At 62.2% G+C, this 19,618-nt stretch carries 14 protein-coding genes; 13 read left to right on the top strand and 1 reads right to left on the bottom strand.

The features are described 5' to 3' along the window. Window positions 1–1,077 precede the first annotated feature (1,077 nt). The 12 genes from CKW29_RS00295 to CKW29_RS00240 all read left to right on the top strand — a co-directional run bounded on the left by CKW29_RS00295 (window position 1,078) and on the right by CKW29_RS00240 (window position 16,057). Window positions 1,078–1,857, top strand: coding sequence for a hypothetical protein (locus tag CKW29_RS00295; RefSeq protein ID WP_095147656.1), 780 nt, complete (start codon window positions 1,078–1,080; stop codon window positions 1,855–1,857). Between the two features lie 33 nt (window positions 1,858–1,890). Further along, the gene (locus tag CKW29_RS00290) at window positions 1,891–3,294 is read left to right on the top strand and encodes a DUF1254 domain-containing protein (protein ID WP_095147655.1); all 1,404 of its coding nucleotides are present in this window, start codon (window positions 1,891–1,893) and stop codon (window positions 3,292–3,294) included. 43 nt (window positions 3,295–3,337) lie between these two features. Next, window positions 3,338–4,243 carry a transporter gene (locus CKW29_RS00285; RefSeq protein WP_095144093.1) on the top strand — a complete coding sequence of 302 codons (906 nt, stop codon included), beginning with the start codon at window positions 3,338–3,340 and terminating at the stop codon, window positions 4,241–4,243. A gap of 113 nt (window positions 4,244–4,356) precedes the next feature. Next, window positions 4,357–5,337: a MoxR family ATPase gene (locus tag CKW29_RS00280; protein WP_095147654.1), complete on the top strand. Its 981-nt coding sequence runs from the start codon at window positions 4,357–4,359 to the stop codon at window positions 5,335–5,337. Window positions 5,338–5,347: 10 nt separating this feature from the next. After that, window positions 5,348–6,292: a DUF58 domain-containing protein gene (locus CKW29_RS00275; protein ID WP_256584807.1), complete on the top strand. Its 945-nt coding sequence runs from the start codon at window positions 5,348–5,350 to the stop codon at window positions 6,290–6,292. Beyond that, window positions 6,289–6,870: a DUF4381 domain-containing protein gene (locus CKW29_RS00270; protein ID WP_095144091.1), complete on the top strand. Its 582-nt coding sequence runs from the start codon at window positions 6,289–6,291 to the stop codon at window positions 6,868–6,870. Before CKW29_RS00275 ends, CKW29_RS00270 begins: the two co-directional genes overlap by 4 nt. Further along, on the top strand, window positions 6,857–7,849 hold the full coding sequence (locus tag CKW29_RS00265) for a VWA domain-containing protein (protein ID WP_095147652.1): 993 nt from the start codon (window positions 6,857–6,859) through the stop codon (window positions 7,847–7,849). Before CKW29_RS00270 ends, CKW29_RS00265 begins: the two co-directional genes overlap by 14 nt. Before the next feature lies 1 nt (window position 7,850). After that, window positions 7,851–9,443: a VWA domain-containing protein gene (locus tag CKW29_RS00260; protein ID WP_095147651.1), complete on the top strand. Its 1,593-nt coding sequence runs from the start codon at window positions 7,851–7,853 to the stop codon at window positions 9,441–9,443. Next, window positions 9,440–10,744, top strand: a complete 1,305-nt coding sequence (locus CKW29_RS00255) for a BatD family protein (protein ID WP_095147650.1) — start codon at window positions 9,440–9,442, stop codon at window positions 10,742–10,744. Before CKW29_RS00260 ends, CKW29_RS00255 begins: the two co-directional genes overlap by 4 nt. Continuing rightward, complete coding sequence (locus tag CKW29_RS00250; protein WP_095144087.1) at window positions 10,741–11,769, top strand: HAD family phosphatase; 1,029 nt, start codon at window positions 10,741–10,743, stop codon at window positions 11,767–11,769. Before CKW29_RS00255 ends, CKW29_RS00250 begins: the two co-directional genes overlap by 4 nt. 78 nt (window positions 11,770–11,847) lie before the next feature. Further along, window positions 11,848–13,437 carry an arylsulfatase gene (locus CKW29_RS00245; RefSeq protein ID WP_095144086.1) on the top strand — a complete coding sequence of 530 codons (1,590 nt, stop codon included), beginning with the start codon at window positions 11,848–11,850 and terminating at the stop codon, window positions 13,435–13,437. A gap of 103 nt (window positions 13,438–13,540) precedes the next feature. Continuing rightward, the gene (locus CKW29_RS00240) at window positions 13,541–16,057 is read left to right on the top strand and encodes a fused MFS/spermidine synthase (RefSeq protein WP_095147649.1); all 2,517 of its coding nucleotides are present in this window, start codon (window positions 13,541–13,543) and stop codon (window positions 16,055–16,057) included. Between the two features lie 304 nt (window positions 16,058–16,361). On the opposite strand, the gene CKW29_RS00235 is transcribed toward CKW29_RS00240, so the two are convergent. Beyond that, complete coding sequence (locus CKW29_RS00235) at window positions 16,362–17,033, bottom strand: DUF3313 domain-containing protein (protein ID WP_095144084.1); 672 nt, start codon at window positions 17,031–17,033, stop codon at window positions 16,362–16,364. A gap of 220 nt (window positions 17,034–17,253) precedes the next feature. Between CKW29_RS00235 and CKW29_RS00230 the strand changes: the two genes are divergently transcribed. After that, window positions 17,254–19,605 (top strand): tetratricopeptide repeat protein, encoded by a 2,352-nt coding sequence (locus CKW29_RS00230; protein ID WP_095147648.1) that lies wholly within the window; start codon window positions 17,254–17,256, stop codon window positions 19,603–19,605. The last annotated feature ends 13 nt before the right edge of the window (window positions 19,606–19,618 follow it).

Raw genomic sequence — 19,618 nt, 5'->3', positions numbered from 1 at the left:
TACAATGAGCGTGCGCTTGTCGAAAGCGCAACTTACGATGCGTAACAAAGTGCGATATATTTTTGCTGGAAGCATGAATCACCCTAAACTCGCTAGATACCTTGCAAGTTAATTTTGCAGCGATTTTTGAGCCCCGCCAATGACAACTTACTATTGAAACTGTGACGGCGCTTCGAGTTACAGAACATCTCGATAGCATCGAATTCATCACTGCGTACATCCTGTTGCGCGGTATAAGTTCTCCGTTTGATCCGACCAGGGGAAAACTCCACTTCTGACGGGTACTTTTCAGGGGAACTTACCGAAGTTCAATCTCAGCAGATTTCAGCCGGCCTGGTTCTGGCAGTCGGGCAAGCACTGAGAGGGGCTTGAGCGAATTACCCTATTCAGCGCCGGGAGCGGCTCCTCAGCTGAACGTTGAGGACACTTAATTGACACTTGATCAACTAGGCGGAATTTCATTCCGGAGGTTGTCCGAGCCAACTCCGTCATTACAGAACGCATCCATACGTCATCCATAATGACACTCTGATGACTTGGGTTAAGGTAAGTGCAGGCTTCAATCCAACGACGCCCCCTATTCCAATGCCACACCTCAAAGACCCCGTGCAGCCATCAAAACGGGCGCCCGGAGGCGTTTATCAGGCTCCGTGGGTCGATATCAGCCAAAGGGGTGCTTCTCCAGGGAAGATCTTCAGAAAGTGGCGACCCCCAAGGCAGAAATCCCGAACCTCGTCGGGTGTGCGCCCTTTGGACTGGGTCGTAAATGCCATTACCGGCATCTGCACCCAACTTCCGTTGAACACGCACCCAAGGCCTCGCCCCAGCCTCTTAGGCATTACCGGAACTTTCACGCCTAACCAAATGAATTAAAACAAGTTACTTTAAAAAAATTTAGCTGAACTGCGACACACATTGAAATATCCAATGACGACGAGCGGTCGTTACCGTGTTTAATGCTAACGTAACCTGACGCGCCCTACGGTTCTCCAGAATAAATACTACAAAGCAATCGGCCATCAAGCACTGAAGCAATGATCGAGCCACCAGGGATACGAGGGAACGATGTCAAAGGGAATGTCACGCAAAGTCCTGCTGCTGGCCACCACACTGCTGCCTGCCGCTGGCGCGTTGGCGGACAACGCCGAGACCGCGAACAAGAGTAACAACCCGTTGAGCCTTGCCCCCGGCCTCAACCTCCAGGATTACTACACCCCCAGCCTGTACGACACCAACGTCCACACCAATGACGCCTTGTTGCGGGGCGCCCTGCCGATGGCCGCCAACGACGTGATCCCTGTCCCCCAGTTGCTGCGCCTCACCCTGCCGATCAGCACCCGTCCCGATCCGCACAACGGCTACAGCACGGGCATGGGTGACCTGAACCTGTTCGATATCTTCCTGCTCAAGACCGAAGGCGTGCAGCTGGGTATCGGCCCGCAACTCACCGCGCCCACCGCGGAACAGGACGAGCTGGGGACCGGCAAATGGCAGGCCGGCCTGGCCGCCGTGGCCATCGACGCCTCGCCACGAGGCCTGCTCGGCGCGCTGGTGCAGTACCAGAGCTCGTTCGCCGGCGATCACGACCGGGAGCACGTTGAAACCGCAACCCTGCAGCCATTCTTCATGCATAACCTGCCCAAGGGCTGGTACTTGCGCTCGACCGGTATCTGGACCTTCGACCTGAAGAACGACACCCATTACATCCCCATCGGTTTCGGTGCGGGCAAGGCGTGGAAGTCCGATAGCAACATCCTCAATGCGTTCCTCGAACCGCAGTGGACGGTCGCGCGCAAGGGCGACGGCCTGCCGCAGTTCACCCTGTTCGCCGGTATCAACGTCACGTTTGGCAAATAACATCCGCAACGTGCTTAGCCATAGGACTGTGCAATGACTCTTGTAAAACCGACCCGCCTTTTACTCGCGGGCCTGGCCCTGCTACTGAGCCCTGGCGCCTGGGCCGACTTCAGCGCCAGCCCGGAACAAGCACGGGGCATTGCCAAGGAGGCCTATCTGTATGGCTTCCCGGTGGTGGAGATGTACAAAACGTTATACGCACAGGCCGTGGACAAGGGTGGGCCGAACTTCAAGGCACCGTTCAACCGCATCGGCAATACCGCCCGGGTGTTCACCCCCAAGGACACGGCGATCATCACGCCTAACTCGGACACCCCCTACTCGTTCGTGTGGATGGACCTGCGCGCCGAACCGCTGGTCCTGACCCTGCCAGAGATCGCCGAGGAGCGTTACTACTCGGTCCAGCTGATCGACCTCTACACCCAGAATTTCGCCTACCTGGGCACCCGTAGCACCGGCAACCGTGGCGGTCACTTCATGGTCGTCGGGCCCGACTGGAAAGGTCAGCAGCCGGTGGACATCGACCGCGTGGTGCGCAGCGAAAGCAATATCGCCTATGCGCTGTACCGCACACAGCTGTTCGATGAAAAGGACCTGGAAAAGGTCAGGAAAATCCAGAACGGCTACAAGGTCCAGACCCTGAGCCAGTACCTCAAGCAACCGGCACCGGCCACCCCGGCGAAGATCAGCTGGCCGAAACCGACCGCCAGCATGACCGACAGCCCGGAACTGTTCCGCTACCTGAACTTCATGCTCGCCTTTGCCCCGGCACAGGACTCCGAGAAAGACCTGCTGGCGCGTTTCGCCACCATCGGCATCGTTGCCGGCCAGCCGTTCGACCTCAAGGCCCTCACCGCCGAACAACGCAAGGCGCTGGAAGACGGCATCAGCGATGCCAAGGCCGAGTTCGCCGCGTTCAAGAAAGACCAGGTCGATACCCATCAGGTCACCAGTGGCGATTTCTTCGGCACCCGCGATCACCTGAACAACAACTACCTGTACCGCTACGCCGGCGCCAACATGGGGATCTTTGGCAACTCCGCCGATGAAGCTGCCTACATGGGGTACTTCGTCGATAACGCAGGCAAGTCGGTCAATGGCGCGAAGCACAGCTACACCCTGCATTTTGCCAAGGACCAGCTGCCACCGGCCGACGCCTTCTGGTCGCTGACCCTGTATGACGCCAAGACCAAGCTGCTGGTGGCCAACCACTCCAAACGCTACCTGATCAACTCGCGCATGCTGCCCATCCTCAAGCGCGATGCCGATGGCGGCGTGACGCTCTATCTGCAGCATTCCGAGCCGCTCAAGGATCAACGCAGCAACTGGCTGCCGGCGCCCCACGGCCCGTTCTTCGCCATCTTGCGCCTGTACCTGCCCAAACCTGAAGTCGCCAACGGCCAGTGGAAGCTGCCGGCGTTGACCCCTATCAACTGATCACCGCGGCCCGGCCGAACCATATAATGCAAGGAGCAACACCATGGGTTCATCGACAACACTGGGGCGTGTCGTTGCCGCCACACTGACGCTGACGCCACTGCTCGGTTTCGCCGACAACGCCCGGGACTGGCAGAACCTGCCAACCGACCTGAACATGGTATTTGGCTACTACAACCGGATCGATTCCAACACCCCGATCGACACCGCGCTGCCAATCGACGGCCTGTCGGTCAACGCGGACCTGTACATCGCCCGTTTCGCCCGCTCGTTCTCCGTGGACGGGCGCAACAGCGCGATCCAGATCCTGCAGCCTTACGCGGACATTTCGGCCTCCTTCGACAACGCCGAGTTCTTCAAGGGCACCAAGCACAACGGCGGCATGGCCGATACCCAGTTCGTCCTGGTGCACAATCTCTTTGGCGGCCCGGCCCTGACCCAGGAAGAGTTCGCCAACTGGACCCCGGAAACCTTCGTCACCGGCGCGCTGTGGGTCACCGCGCCCACCGGCGACTACGACAAGAACCGGGTGATCAACATCGGTTCCAACCGCTGGGCCTTCAAGCCGGAAATCGCCTTCGGCACTCCCCTTGGCCCGACCTGGCTGGAGATCAACGGTTATGTGTCGATGTTCACTGACAACGACGACTACCAAGGCGACGGCACCCTTGAGCAAAAAGCCTTGTACGCCGTCGAAGGTCACTACAGCTATACCTTCAACCGCGCCCTCTGGGCTTCGCTGGACGCCACCTACAGCCGGGGCGGCGAAACCCGGATCAATGGCGACTGGCAGGACAACAAACAGGAAAACGGCCTGCTGGGCGCCAGCATGGGCTTCATGCTCTCGCCGCAGTTCGGTGGCTTGATCGCCTACACCGACACCGTTGCCGAACGCACCGGCTCGCCCGATGTGAACACCTGGACCCTGCGCTTGCAGTACGCCTGGTAATCCGGACATTCACGCGGATGATCTTGTTAGCAGGCGCCGGAACTTGCGCCTATGGTTGATCCTGGTGAATCCGTCGTTCGTGTTTTAACCCGATCACGCAAAGGACCGCTCCAATGACAGCACTCACTGACATCAACGCCCTGCAAGCCAGTATTGCCGAGGCGGTGCTTGGCCAGGAGCAGGTCATTCGCCAGATCATGATCGGCCTGCTGGCCAACGGGCACCTGCTGCTCGAAAGCCTGCCGGGGCTGGCCAAGACCCGCACCGTGAAAGCGCTGGCCAAGCACCTGGACGCGAAGATGAGCCGGATCCAGTTCACCCCGGACCTGCTGCCATCGGACATCACCGGCGCCGAAGTGCTGCATCAGGTCGACGGACAGAATCAGATCCAGTTCCAGCCAGGCCCGTTGTTCGGCAACCTGATCCTCGCCGACGAAATCAACCGCGCCCCGGCCAAGGTCCAGGCCGCTTTGCTGGAAGCCATGGAAGAGCGGCAGATCACCGTCGCCGGCAACAGCCATGGGTTGCCGGAGCTGTTCATCGTGGTCGCAACCCAGAACCCCATCGAGCAGGAAGGCACCTACCCGTTGCCGGAAGCCCAGATGGACCGTTTCCTGATGAAGGTACTGCTCGATTACCCGAGCACAGACAACGAAAGCCAGGTGCTGCGCCTGCTGCGCGAAGAAGAACAGGCCCTGGGCGCCAGGACCGCTGTGGTGCAAGGCTTTGCCCTGAGCCAGGAGGTGATCTTTGCCGCACGCCGCGAAGTCAGCGCCGTCAGTGTGTCACCGGCCATCGACCGCTACCTGATCGACCTGATCAACGCCACCCGCCATCCCGCCAACTACGATGCCGACCTCGGCCGCTGGATTGCCATTGGCGCCAGCCCCCGGGGCGGAATCGGCCTGGACCGCTGTGCCCGGGCCGACGCCTGGCTGCAGGGGCAAGACTTCGTCACGCCGGACAACGTCCGGGCCGTGGTGCATCCGGTGTTGCGCCATCGCCTGCAATTGAGCTACGACGCGGTGGCCGACGGCGTCACCGCCGACCTGGTGCTCGACCGCCTGCTCGACAACGTCGCGATCCCGGCCTGAGGGTTGAGCGATGGATACTCAGGAAATGGACGGCCTGGTGTATGTGTCGCTGGCGCAATTGATGGCGTTGGCTCTCAAGGCCCATGACCTGAGTTTTCTCGCCCGCCACCCACGGGGCAGCATCCTGGCCGGTAATCACGCTTCGCGGTTGCGCGGGCGCGGCTTGAATTTCGATGAGCTGCGCCGCTACCAGCCTGGCGATGATTTGCGTCACCTGGACTGGCGTGCGTCCCTGCGCACCGGCAAACCGGTGGTCCGCACCTTTACCGAGGAGCGGGACCGCCCGGCGTTGATTCTGGTGGACCAGCGCATGTCGATGTTCTTTGGCTCGCAGCGCAGCTTCAAGTCGGCGCTTGCCGCCGAACTCGGCGCCCTGACGGCCTGGATGGTGTTCAACGCCGGTGACCGGGTCGGCGGCCTGGTGTTCAACGACCAGCGTATCGACAGCGTCGCCCCGCTGCGCAGCCGCAAGCGCGTCGAGGCGCTGTGCAGCCGCATCGCCCGGCAGAATCAGGAGCTCAGCGCACGCAACCCCGACCGTGAAGACGAAGACCAACTCGACAAGGTCCTGCAGCAATGCCTGGCATTGGCCGGTCATGATCACCTGATCTGCATCATCAGCGACTTCGCCGGCGCGGGCCCGCGCACCTTGCAACTGATGCGCCAGCTCAGTGCCCACAACGACGTGATCGCCATGCAGATCTACGACCCAATGGCGCTGAACTTGCCGAAGAACGGCCGCCTGCTGGTGACTCAAGGCCAGTTGCAGGTGGAGCTGGCCGTGGAACAGCGCCAGGTTCATCAGCCTTTGGGGGACTTTCTCAGCGGACGCCTCAAGGACGTCGCGACCCTGCTGCGTCGCAGTCAGGTGCCATTGATGATGTTCAGCACCGCCACCGATGCTCAGGAACAACTGCGCGCCGAACTGGGCAAGCTGGCCGGGGGGCGGCGATGAACCCCAACGTCCCGAGCATTGAGCAACTCAAGGAGCTGGCGCTGCCGGCACCGGTCAGCTACATGCCGAAAACCTGGGGTTGGTGGGTGTTGCTGGCCGTGTTGATGGGTGCGGTGCTGCTGGTCGGGGCGCGGCGTTATTGGCAGTGGCGGCGTGATCGTTATCGGCGCGAGGCATTGATGCGGTTGACGCAGTTGCAAAAATGCAGCGATGACCTGAATGCGTTACGTGAATTACCGGAGTTGCTCAAGAGAGTCGCCCTCTCGATGCCGAACGCAACCGCTGTGGGAGCAGGCGTGCCCGCGATGAGGCCGTCACCTTCAAAATTGGTGTCAGCTGACCGGACGCTATCGCGGGCAAACCCGCTCCCACCGGGTCCTGCGGCGCTAGGTAAAGAGGACTGGCAAGCCTTCCTGCAGCGGCACAGTGCACAGCCCCTCCCTCCAGACTTCAGTCAACAACTTGCCCAACTGGCCTACGCCCCGGACGCCGCCCTGCGGGCTCTGCCGCACGAACAGCGCCAGCAACTGTTCAACACCTGCAAACACTGGGTGGAGCATCATCATGTGGCAGTTTGACTACCCGTGGTTGTGGTTGCTGCTCCCGGCGATCTGGCTGGGCTATCGCTACCTGCCTGACTACCGCGAAGCCCACAGTGCGGTGCGGGTGCCGTTTTTCGGCGCCATGAGCCGCGCCGTCGGCCAGGTACCGAGCCAGGCCGGCACTCGCGGCAACCGCTGGCAATTGCTGCTCAACGCAATGGTCTGGGCCCTGCTGGTCGCGGCCGTTGCGCGCCCGGTGCTGGTGGAAAAACCCATCGAGCGCCAGCAACCGGTGCGCGACCTGATGCTGGCGATCGACATTTCCCAATCCATGGAAACCACCGACTACACCGACGCCAACGGGCAGAAGATCGACCGCCTGGCCGCAGTCAAGGAAGTGGTCCACGGTTTTATCGACCGACGCAAGGAGGATCGCCTCGGCCTGATCGTGTTCGGCAGCGGTGCCTACCCGCAAGCACCACTGACCCTGGACCACGCCAGCCTGTCGCTGCTGCTGGACGACACTGGCATCGGCATGGCCGGGCCCAACACCGCCATCGGCGATGCCATCGGCCTGGCCCTGAAGATGCTCGACCAGGCCCATGAGCCGGAGAAAGTGCTGATCCTGCTCACCGACGGCAACGACACCAGCAGCGCGATCACCCCGGACCACGCCGCCAGCATGGCGGCCGCCAAAGGGGTGGTGATTCACACCATCGGCATCGGCGACCCCGACGCCAGCGGCGAAGCCAAGGTCAACCTGCAAGGCTTGCAACAGATCGCCACGGCCACCGGCGGCCGGTTCTTCCGTGCCGAAGACCGGCAGGCGCTGGATCAGGTCTACGCAACCCTCGACAAGATCACCCCGCATCAGGTGAAAACCTTCAGCCACCAGCCCAAGCGCGACCTGTTCTGGCTCCCCCTGAGCGCGGCCATCGGCCTGCTGGCCCTGTACCACTTGCTCGCCCTGCTCCGGCCACGCCTGAGTAGCACCCGTCAACGGCAGGAGGCCTGAGATGGAGATCAACCTCGGCGACTTCCACTTCCTGCGCCCGGTCTGGTTACTGTTGGCGCTGTTCGGCGCGCTGCTGCCCCTGCTGTGGCGCCGTAGCCGCGACCTGCAACGGCGGCTGCGCGGCAACATTGCCCCACACCTGCTGCCCCATCTGCTGATCACCCCTGACGATCCCCATCGCCTGCACCCGGTGCATCTGGTCTGCGCCCTGCTGGTGCTGGGCGCCATCGCTGCGGCCGGGCCAACCTGGGAGCAGGATCGACCGGACTTCCTGGAGAACCGCGCGCCCTTGATCATCGCGTTCGACCTGTCGCCGTCGATGGATGCCAGCGACGTGCCGCCCACGCGCCTGGAAGCCGCCAAACACAAGGTGCATGACCTGATCCAGCGGCGCAGCGGCGCCCGCACCGGCCTGATCGCCTACGCCGGCAGCGCCCACCTGGTGCTGCCACCGACCGACGACCCGGCGCTGCTCGACACCTTCATCCAGGCCCTCGGTACGAGTCTGATCGACAAGCCGGGGAAAAACGTCGGCGCCGTCATCGACCAGGCCAAGCGCTTGCTGGCCGCCGAGAAAGCCCCTGGCACCCTGTTGCTGATCACCGACGGTGCCGATACGACACAGCTGGCGGGGCTGGGCAAGCAGCTGGACGGTAGTCAGCTGCAAGTGCTGATTCTTGCACTGGGCAGTACCGACGGTGGGGTGGTCAAGGATTCCAGCGGCCAACCGCGCACCGACCGCAACGGTCGTCCGGTGCTGGGCAGCTTCGATCCAGCGGCGCTCAAACAACTGGCCTCGGCCACCGATGCACCGCTGGGCAGCCTGACCCTCAACGACGACGACCTGGACTGGATCGAACTGCATGCCCAGCAACACTTCCAGAGCGCCAGCGCCGAACAGCGTGAATTGCACTGGAAAGACGCCGGCTACTGGCTGTGCTGGCCGCTGCTGTTGCTGGCCTTTTTCAGTGTGCGTCGGGGCTGGAGCCTGAACTGGATGGCCGCGTTGCTACTCGGCCTGGGCTTTGCACTGCAACCGGCACCGGCCCGCGCCAACACCTTGACCGATGCGTTCTTCACCGCCGACCAACAAGGCCGCTGGGCGTTCGAGCACCAGCACTTCCCTGCCGCTGCCAAGCGGTTCCACGATCCATACTGGAAAGGCATTGCCGCCTACAACGCCGCCGACTATGACCTGGCACTGGCCAGCTTCGCCCGGCTCGAGACCCCCCAGGCGTACTTTTATCTGGGCAACATTTACGTGCGGCGCTTCAAGTTCGACCAGGCCATCGACGCCTACACCCAGGCGCTCAAGCTGCAACCGCAGTTCCCGCAAGCGTCCGCCAACCTGGCGTTGGCCAAGGCCCTGCAAAAAGACACCGAGAGCGCCGAGCAAAACACGCCCGAGGTCAAACCCGACGAGGTGAAATACGACAAACCCTCGGGCAAGGGCCAGAGCAAAGCGGTCGAGACCCAGCAAGCCACCTCGGATGAACTCTGGTTGCAGAACCTGACCACCTCGCCCGCCAAATTCCTGCGGCAGAAGTTCAGCCTGCAGGACCAGCGCGCGGCTCAAGCCGGGAGCCCGCCATGAGAATCAGTTTGCTGGCCTGCTGCCTGCTGTCGGTCAGCGCCTTCGCCGCTGAACCGCAACTGCGTGTGCAAACCCGGCTAGTGCCCGCCGAGCAGGTGATGGTCGGTTCGGTGGTGCAGTTGCAGGTCGATGTGCTGACCGACAGCTGGTTTACCAGTGCTCCCACCCTGCCTGACTTGAAGCTTGCGGGCGCGCTGGTCATGCCGCCCAACGGCGAGGCCCAGCACACCACGCAAACCCTGGAGGGCACACCGTTCTTCGGCCTGCGTTACAGCTACCTGATCACCCCGAACCAGGCCATAGCATTCGACATCCCCGCCCTGACCGTACAGGCCACGCCAGGCCAGGCCAGCGGTGTACTCACAGCCCAAGGCCAGCCCCAGCACTTCACGGCGCAGCAACCGCCGGGATTCCAGCCGGGCGAACCGGTGCTGGTGGCCCAGGGCGTACGCTTCACCCAAGTGATCAGCCAGTCTTCGACACCGCTGAAAGTCGGTGACACCGTCACCCGCCAACTCACCCTGCAAGCCGATGGCGCGCTGGCGATGGCCTTGCCAGCCCCGGTGCTGGTCGAGGTCGATGGCCTGAGCCGGTACCCGAAAACCCCGCAGATCAGCAACCTGGACGACGGCCGGGGCAACCACAACGGTGGCCAGCGCATCGACAGCGTGACCTATCAGATTGACCGCCAGGGCCGCCACAGCCTGCCGGCTATCGAGCTGCGCTGGTGGGATACCGGCACCCGCCAGGCCCGCACCGTCCAAGTGCCCGCCGCCACCTTCGACGCCGCGGCCAACGGCCGCTATCAACCCGTCTTCTCGATCGCCGAGGATCTCCGGCAACTGGGCCAGAAGAGCCGTATGCACCTGTCCCGGTACTGGCTGGTATTGACGGTCGTGCTGCTGTTGGTTGCGGGCCTTGGTTACCTGGCCAGGCCGTGGTGCCGGCGTGCCTGGCATACCCTGCAAACCCGTCGGCAGGCACGGCATGCCGCCTCGCTGGCGTCCGCCGACTACGCCTGGAAACAGATTCCCGGGCAACTGGAGAGGCAACCGCCACAACTGAGCGCGCTGTACCTGTGGGCCCGGCGTACCCGGCCCGGTTGGCGGATCGGTGGACTCGGGGAAAACGTGCAGGCCCTGCTACGCGGTTGCTACGCACAGGAGCAGAGCCAACGGGCGGCGTTGTCCCACTTCAAGCAATCCTTGTCTACGCTGCAAGCTCAAACCGCGCCGCGAAACGATACGCAATCATCGGCCTTGCGCCCTCTTAACCCGGGTCACGGGAAGGACTTGTCATGACATACCTGACTTCACTGCGTCAGTTCCACGGAATGAAGCTGTTGTTGACCCTGGCCCTGAGCCTGCCGCTGCTGGTTCAAGCCGCCGAGCCCCTGCCCTCGTGGAACGATGGCCCCTCGAAGAAAAGCATCATCGAGTTTGTCCAGGCCGTGACTACCGAAGGCTCCAGGGACTACGTCAAGCCCGCTGAACGCATCGCCGTGTTCGACAACGACGGCACACTGTGGAGTGAGCAACCGATGTACTTCCAGGTGCTGTTCGCCCTGGAGGAAGTCAAGCGCATGGCGCCGCAGCACCCGGAATGGAAAACCGAGCAACCCTTCCAGGCCGTGCTGGAGAACGACCACAAGGCCCTGGCCGAGAGTGGCATGGAAGGCTTGATGAAGATCGTCGGCGCGACCCACACCGGGATCACCACCGCGGCCTTCATGGACAACGCGAAAACCTGGCTCAGCCAAGCCCGCCACCCGAAAACCGGTAAGCCCTACACCGAGATGATTTATCAGCCGATGCTGGAAATGCTCGATTACCTGCGCAGCCAGGACTTCAAGACCTACATCGTCTCCGGCGGTGAAGTCGAGTTCATGCGCGCCTTCGCCGAGCACGTCTATGGCATCCCGCCGGAGCAAGTGATCGGTACCACCTTTGTCACCCAATTCCAGCTAAAAGACGGCGATGCTTCGATCCTGCGCCTGCCCAAGCTTGCGCATAACGACGACGGCCCGGGCAAACCGGAAAGCATCCAGGCGGTGATCGGGCGGCGACCGATCCTGGCCTTCGGCAACTCGGACGGCGACCTGCAAATGCTCCAGTGGACCGCCGCCGGGCCCGGCAAGCGCTTCATGGGGCTGGTGCATCACACCGATGCAAAGCGTGAGTGGGCCTACGACCGGGAGTCGAAGATCGGTCGACTGGACAAGGCCCTGGACGAAGCCAATACACGCAAGTGGACAGTCGTCGACATGACCACCGAATGGCGCCGGATCTACCCGTTCGACGCCCCCGCAACCGAACAAAAAAAGTAGAAGACGTATCGCAGGACTGCAATAAACGTTGGTCGCACAACAAGAACGCGACTCCAGTCAGAAAAAGGAGCAAGTCAGATGACTCGCATACGCAAGTGGCTACCGAAACTCGCCCTGGTGGCAGCATCGGTCATGGCGATTTCGGCAACGGCCGGGGCCGCTGAAAAACCCAACATTCTGGTGATCTTCGGCGACGACATTGGCCAGACCAACATCAGTGCCTATTCCATGGGGGTGGTCGGCTACAAGACGCCAAACATCGACCGGATTGCCAAGGAAGGCATGATGTTCACCGACTACTACGCGGAGAACAGCTGCACCGCCGGGCGTTCGTCGTTCATCACCGGCCAGACGCCTTTGCGCACCGGTCTGTCGAAAGTCGGCATTCCGGGGGCTCCGGTTGGCTTGCAAAAGCGCGATATCACCATCGCCCAGGCCCTCAAGTCCCAAGGCTATGCCACTGGCCAGTTCGGTAAAAACCACCTGGGCGACCGGGATGAATACCTGCCGACCAACCACGGCTTCGACGAGTTCTTCGGCAACCTGTACCACCTCAACGCCGAAGAGGAACCGGAACGCCCGTACTGGCCCAAGGACGATGCCGAATTCGTCAAGGCCAACTCGCCACGCGGCGTGATCCACAGCTTCGCCGACGGCAAGATCGAAGACACCGGCGCCTTGAACAGCAAGCGCATGGAAACCATCGACGACGAGACCACCGCGGCTGCCCAGGCGTTCATCGAGAAGCAGGCCAAGGCGGACAAACCGTTCTTCGTCTGGATGAACACCACCCGCATGCACTTGTTCACTCACGTTCGCGAGTCGATGAAGGGCCAGAGCGGCATGCCTGGCAACGACTATGCCGACGGCATGATCGAACATGACAACGATGTGGGCAAACTGCTCAAGACCCTCGATGACCTGAAGATCACCGACAACACCATCGTCGTCTACACCACCGACAACGGCCCGAACCAGTTCTCCTGGCCGGACGCGGCGACCACGCCGTTCCGTAACGAGAAGAACTCCAACTGGGAAGGCGCCTACCGCGTACCGGCGATGGTTCGCTGGCCTGGCAAGATCAAGGCGGGCGAAGTCTCCAACGAGATGTTCTCGGGTCTGGACTGGTTCCCGACGCTGCTGGCTGTCGCCGGTGACAACAGCGTGAAAGAGAAGCTGCTCAAAGGTTGGGCGCCGACGTCTGGCGGCACCAACTTCAAGGTGCATCTGGACGGCTACAACCAGCTGCCTTACCTGACCGGCCAACAGCCCAAAGGCGAGCGCAAGGAGTTCTACTACTTCAACGACGACGGCATGCTGGTGTCGATGCGCTTTGACAACTGGAAAGCGGTGTTCTGCGAGCAACGCCAGCCCGGAGGCTTCAGGGTCTGGAGCGAACCCTTCGTCTGCCTGCGCGTGCCGAAAATCCTCAACCTGCGCATGGACCCGTATGAACGCGCCGACGTGGTGTCCGATCAGTACTACGACTGGTTGACCAAAAACGTCTACCTGGCCGCTGTCGCGACCACGAAATCGGCAAAGTTCCTGGAGACCTTCATCGAGTACCCACCTAGCCAACGCCCGGCCAGCTTCAGCATTGACCAGGTTCGTGCGGCCGTGGATGCAAAAATCGCGGAAAAAATGAAAGCGCAACAAGCGGCACAGTAACTCCTGCAAGACCGCCGCTCACCCCTGGTGGGGTGAGCGGCCCTATTTCTTTTTGTCGGTTACCGGGTTGTGCGCAACCCGATTTTTCACAAGGCAATCCGCAATGTCCTCACGTGTCGCCAGCAAGTCGTCGGCCATACCCGCCCCTCACGCCAGCGCCCCAGCGCTGCTGATCCCCGCCCTGCTGCTGTGCGTCTCCGGCGCAGCCGCGCTGGTGTATCAGGTGCTGTGGATCAAGCAACTGTCGCTGGTGGTTGGCGTGGAGGTCTATGCCATCACCACCGGCATCAGCGCATTCTTCGCGGGATTAGCCCTGGGTGGCTGGCTGTTCGGGCGCCTGGCCGACCGCGTGCAGCGCCCGGTCCTGCTCTACGCCGGGCTCGAAGTGCTGGTGGCGCTGCTGGGTGTCGGGGCCACGGTGGGCATGAGCCTGGCGGCCAGCCCGTTTGCCTGGCTGGAGCAGCACATCGGTGTGGTGGCCTGGGTGTTGCCGTTTGCCCTGGTAGGCATTCCGGCGGTGTTGATGGGCGGGACCTTGCCGGTGCTGGTGCGCGCCCTGGCGGCCGATCCCCGGCACCTGGGCAAGGCTGGCGGCCATCTGTATGCGGCGAACACCGCAGGCGCCATCGCCGGGACCTTGCTCACCGGGTTCGTACTGATTGCCACCCTTGGCGTACGTGGCAGTGCGATCGCCGCCGCCATGCTCAACCTGCTGGCCGCCGCCGGGGCCCTGTTGTGGTTCCAGCGCCAGCCACTGACACCCATCGAAGCCTCCATTCACGTCACGCAACAAGCCGCCCCCGCACGCCTGGCCCTGTGGCTGTACGCGATCGCCGGCGGTGTCGCGCTGGGCTATGAAGTGGTCTGGTCGCAATCGATCGTGCAGTTCATGAGTACGCGCACCTACGCGTTCGCCGTCGTGCTGGCGACCTACTTGTGTGGCCTGTTTCTGGGCAGCGTGTGGATGGCCCGGCGCGTTGACCGGGTCCGCGATCCATGGGGGCTGTTCGGTGGGCTGATTGCGGGCGCCGGGTTGCTGGCCTTGCTCGAAGTGGCGCTGCTCGGTCGCTGGCTGATCTACCTGCAAACCCAGGGTGAAGCCACCGCGCTGGCCCTCGGCGCCAGTGAACTGGGCGCCATGAGCGTACGCTTTGCCGTCGCGGCCCTGAGCATTGTGTTTGTTCCAACCTTGCTGCTGGGCGCCGCCTTCCCCCTGGCATTGCGCCTGAGCGTGGGCCGTGATCGTGTCGGCCGGGACGTCGGCGCCGTCGTGGCCTTCAACACCCTGGGCGGCATTATCGGTGTGATGCTCTGCGGTTTCCTGTTGATTCCCTTGCTCGGCCTGGTGCGCACCCTGGGGCTGCTGGCGATCATCGCCGCCGCCGTCGGTTACGTCGCCGTCAGCCGAGGCCACGCCGTGAAGAAAGGCACACGCCAAGGCGTGATCGTCCTGGGCCTGTTGTCCCTGGTCGTAGCGTGGCTGACCCCGGTCGACAAGCTCGCCAGCCTGCTGCCCGGGGCGCGCAATGGCGAACTGGCGTTTTATCAAGAAGGTCGCGGCGGCACAGTGGCGGTGGTTACCCAGGGGCAGCGTGAGCGCACATTCCAGCGCTTGTACATTCAGGGCGTGTCGAACACTGGCGATGCCATGCCGTCGCTGCGCTATATGCGTATCCAGGCCCTGCTGCCGTTGCTGATCCACAACGGCGAACCGCGCTCGGCCCTGGTGATCGGCTTCGGCACCGGCATCACCGCCGGCGCGCTGTTGCGTTATCCGGGGCTCGAGCATCGTGTGGTGGCTGAACTGCTGCCCTCGGTGGTCAAGGCCGCGCCCCTGTTCAAAGGCAACTTCAATGCCGTCACCGACCCGGCACTGGAGGTACACCTGCGCGACGGTCGCCAGGCATTGCTGCGTAGCGAACAACAGTACGACCTGATCACCCTTGAACCACCGCCGCCTTCGGCCGCGGGCGTGGTCAACCTGTATTCGCGCGACTTCTACGAACTGGCCGCCAGGCGCCTGGAGAAAAACGGCCTGGTCGCCCAATGGCTGCCGCTGCCCACCCAGAATATCGATGACTCACGCGCGCTGGTGCGTAGCTTCCTCGACGTGTTTCCCTATGCCAACGTCTGGACTAGCGAGTTCCACGAAATGCTGCTGGTAGGTTCTCTGGAACCGATCGAACTGGACGCCGCGCGCATCAGTGAGCGTTTTGCCCAAGAGAGCGTACGCAGCACCTTGCAGGATGTCGGCGTGAGTTCGGCGCCTGCGTTGATGGCCACCTGGGTCACCGACCGTGAGGGTTTGACACAGTTTGCCGGCCAGGCCCTGCCCGTCACCGATGACCAGCCGCGCATCGAATACGCCCCCTGGGTCCGAGCCCGGGAAATCACCCGCGTGTTGCCGGCCCTGCTGGCGCTGCGTCAGCCGCCGCCGCTGCTTCATGCCGATTCCGCGTTTACCGAGCGAATGAATACCCATCAACAACGCCTGATGCAGTTCTATCGCGCCAGCCTGCACGCCTACGACGGCGACCGCGAGGCTTGGGCCAGGGACATTCGTGAGGTGATGCGAGGGGATGGCGCCAACCCGTACTACCGGTGGTTTGTCGGGGAGTGAGGGGATGCCGGACACCTGCTCCGTGGCGAGCGAGCTTGCTCCCTCGCCACAGAGGCCGCGTTCACGCAGGATTGAGCGGCTTTACTGCATACGCGGACTATTTGAGAGCGGGTTTGCCCTAATGCCAGTCAGTTAAGCGAACGCCAGCCTTTGTAGGAGCGAGCGTGCTCGCGATGGACATTAACGATAACGCGTGTTTTCTGATTGAACGCGTTGCTCTTGAGTTCATCGCGAGCACGCTCGCTCCTACAAATTCGACTTCACCTTCTTAACTGACTGGCATTAGGGCTTGCCCGCGAAGCTTTTACTGGGCCTTGAGCTTCACGTAAGACTGGTTCAAGTCATGGGCCCAACCATCCATGACGTTTTTCACATCGTTGGCCGTCATGACTTGCGAATCATTTTCCAGGGACTTGCCGGTGCCTTTGCGCACGACTTCGGCGATGACCTTGTTGTTGCCGCCATCGAGGAACACGGCTTCGGTGGCCAGGTCGGTTTCCTGATCGCGGATACCGGTCGCGGTGCTGACGGCAGCCGCCACCAGTGCAATCGGAATGATTTCGTAAGGCTTCAGGCCTTCGGTGCTGCTGCTGACGCCGGTGATGGCCGCACGCACCACGACCACGCCCGGACCTGGCGCGTTAGCCAACGGCAAAGACTTGGCCAGTTCACGCCTCAGCGCCTGGTCGTAGTAACCAGTAATACCCGACAGTGTGGTCTGAGGGATTTTTTCCGTCGGCTTTGGCAGCGGGTAGAACTGGGTGGGCTCGATGTAAACGCTGGTGTATTGACTGATGTCGAGCTTAGGGTCGACCCAGCGCATCACGTCCACACCCGAAGGCGACTTGGCCTCCTTGAGCTGACTGTAGTCCTTGAGAAAGCCGGAATAATCCTCAGGCTTGGTGATAGTGCTCGAACACCCCACCATTCCCAGGGAGGCGATGCACAGTGTGCTCATCATGAGGGCAAGCTTCATACTGTAACTCCTGTTATAGGGACGACAACGGTAAAGCGAAATGGACTAACAGGTACAGGCAAAAGTTAAATCATTTGCAGTACCGGACTCTGAAAATTCACCCAAGGCTGCAAGCGCCATCACAACCGTCATTTGACAGACGGACGCCGTGGGGCAAAGCTGCACCCAGCTAAAAAAAGCGCGCCGGTATGGCCAACGCATCTGGACCACGGAAGTCGTAATGCCCAAGCATAAAAATAAAGCGATAAACCCTGACCCTGATTCGCCCCCACCCCTGATTTCCCGCTACCTGTTCCCGGTGACCGCCGCCGCGCTGTTGCTGGTCATGGCCGGGCTTGGCTGGTTCCTGCTGGCCGGCCAATCGACGCCGCCGCCCTATGTGGCGCCCAGCATCGCCAATGCCCCCGCTGCGCAGGCACCACCCGCCCCTGCACCGCCGGCCACCCTGGTCGACGAACAGCAATGCCAGGGATGCCACACTGAACAGGTCAAGGACTGGCAAGGCTCCCACCACCAACTGGCGATGCAGGTGGCCGATGCCGGGACCGTTCTGGCCAACTTCGACAACAGCACGTTCAAGGGTGAAAAAGAGACCACGCGGTTCTTTCGCAAGGACGACGGTTTCTGGGTCAACACGCCCGGGGCCGACGGCCGGAACGCTGACTTCAAGGTGGCCTACACCTTCGGCATCGCGCCGCTGCAGCAGTACCTGATCGAGGTCGGCGAAGGTCGCCTGCAAGCCTTGGGCGTGGCCTGGGATACCGAGAAAACCCGCTGGTTTCACCTCTACCCGGGCCAGGGTGTGAACTTCAAGAACCCGCTGCACTGGAGCAAGCCGAACCAGAACGCCAACTTCATGTGCGTGGAATGCCACACCACCGGCTACAAGCGTAACTTCGATGCGGCCAGCAACACCTTTGCCAGCCAGTGGAACAGCCTGGGGGTGGGTTGCCAGGCGTGCCACGGCCCGGCGTCGAATCACCTTGAATGGGCCGGCAAGAAAAGCGACCTGATCCATGCAGGCTTTGCCGTGGACCTCAAGGACAAGAACGCCACCACCGAGATCGAAACCTGCGCCCGTTGCCATGCCCGCCGAGCCCCCTTGGGCGACGGCTACACCGTCGGCAAGCGCTTGATGGATGACTACCTGCCCAGCGTACTGACCCGCGAGCTGTACGCGCTGGATGGCAAGATCAAGGATGAAGTGTTCGAGCACGGCTCATTCCTGCAAAGCAAGATGGCCGACAAGGGCGTGCGTTGCAGCAATTGCCACAACCCCCACAGCACCGAACTCAAGGCCCAGGGCAACGGCGTCTGCCTGCAATGCCACAACACCGCGGGCAAAACCACGGTCGCCGGGGTCGACGGCAAAGGCCTGCAAGCCAAAAACTACGACTCGCCTGAGCACCATCGGCATGTCGCCGGCCAACCGGGATCCCAGTGCGTGGATTGCCACATGCCCGGCAAGTTCTACATGGGCAATGACTTTCGGCATGACCACAGCTTCAGCCTGCCCAACCCTGTACGCGCCCAGCAGCTGGGCACGCCCGACGCCTGCCTGACGTGCCACCAGGGCAAGGCCGGCGACAAGGTCACCGAGCAATTCAAACTATGGAATGCCAACCCCGTGGCCCAGGCCCCACGCTATGACGAAAGCCTGTGGCAGGTGCGTACCGGCCAGCCCGGTGCCGCGCAAGCACTGTACGAGCAGTTGCAGCGCAGTAACCTGCCGGCCATTCAACGGGCAACCTTGCTGGCGGAACTGGCGCTGTATCCGAGCGAGCAGGCGTTGAAGCTGGCGAGCAAGGACCTAGGCAACCACGACCCGCAGGTTCGCGAGAGTGCCATTCACGCGGTCAGCGCCTTCCTTCCCCCCGCCGAACGCGTGGCGTTGTTCACGCCGTTTTTGAGCGATCCGGTCAAGGCGATCCGCATTGCCGCCGCCCGGGATTTGCTGAGCGTGGCCAACACATTGGGTGCCGCTCAGAAGCAATGGAAGGCGGCCATCGATGAGTATGAGCAGGTTCAATTGAGCCTGGCCGAACGCGCCGAAGCCAACCTCAACCTGGCGATGCTCTACCAGGCCAGTGGACGCAGTGCCGAGGTCGAACCGCGGTTGCAAGCCGCCCTGCAGCGCGACCCGGACTTCTTCCCGGCATTGGTGACACTGGTGCAATGGCTGGAGTCACGCGGGCGCAAGGAGGAGGCGCAGGCGTTGCTGGCCACGAGCCTGAAGGAGCACCCGGATGCCGCACTGCTCCAGCACACCCAAGGCCTGGCCCTGATTCGTGCGGGCAAGACCGCCCAGGCCATGCCGGCCCTGCGCAATGCCGCGCGCCTGGAGCCGCTGAATGCACAGTACGGTTATGTACTGGCCGTGGCCCTGTACGAGGGTGGCAAGATCGATGAAGCGTGCGCACTGCTGGAAAAACTGGTCAAACAGCAACCAGCCAACCGCAATGCACGGTTGTCGCTGATCCAGTACTACCTGGACAACGGCCAGGAACCCAAGGCCCAGGTCTTGCTGCAAGGCTGGAAGCAGTTGAACCCGCAGGATCCGGCGCTCAAGTGAGCGCCAAACCCTG

This window comes from Pseudomonas sp. Irchel s3a18, from assembly GCF_900187535.1.
Classification (GTDB): Bacteria; Pseudomonadota; Gammaproteobacteria; order Pseudomonadales; family Pseudomonadaceae; genus Aquipseudomonas.
The sequence above is the reverse complement of the archived record's forward strand: the minus strand, read 5'-3'. Positions and strand labels throughout refer to the sequence as shown.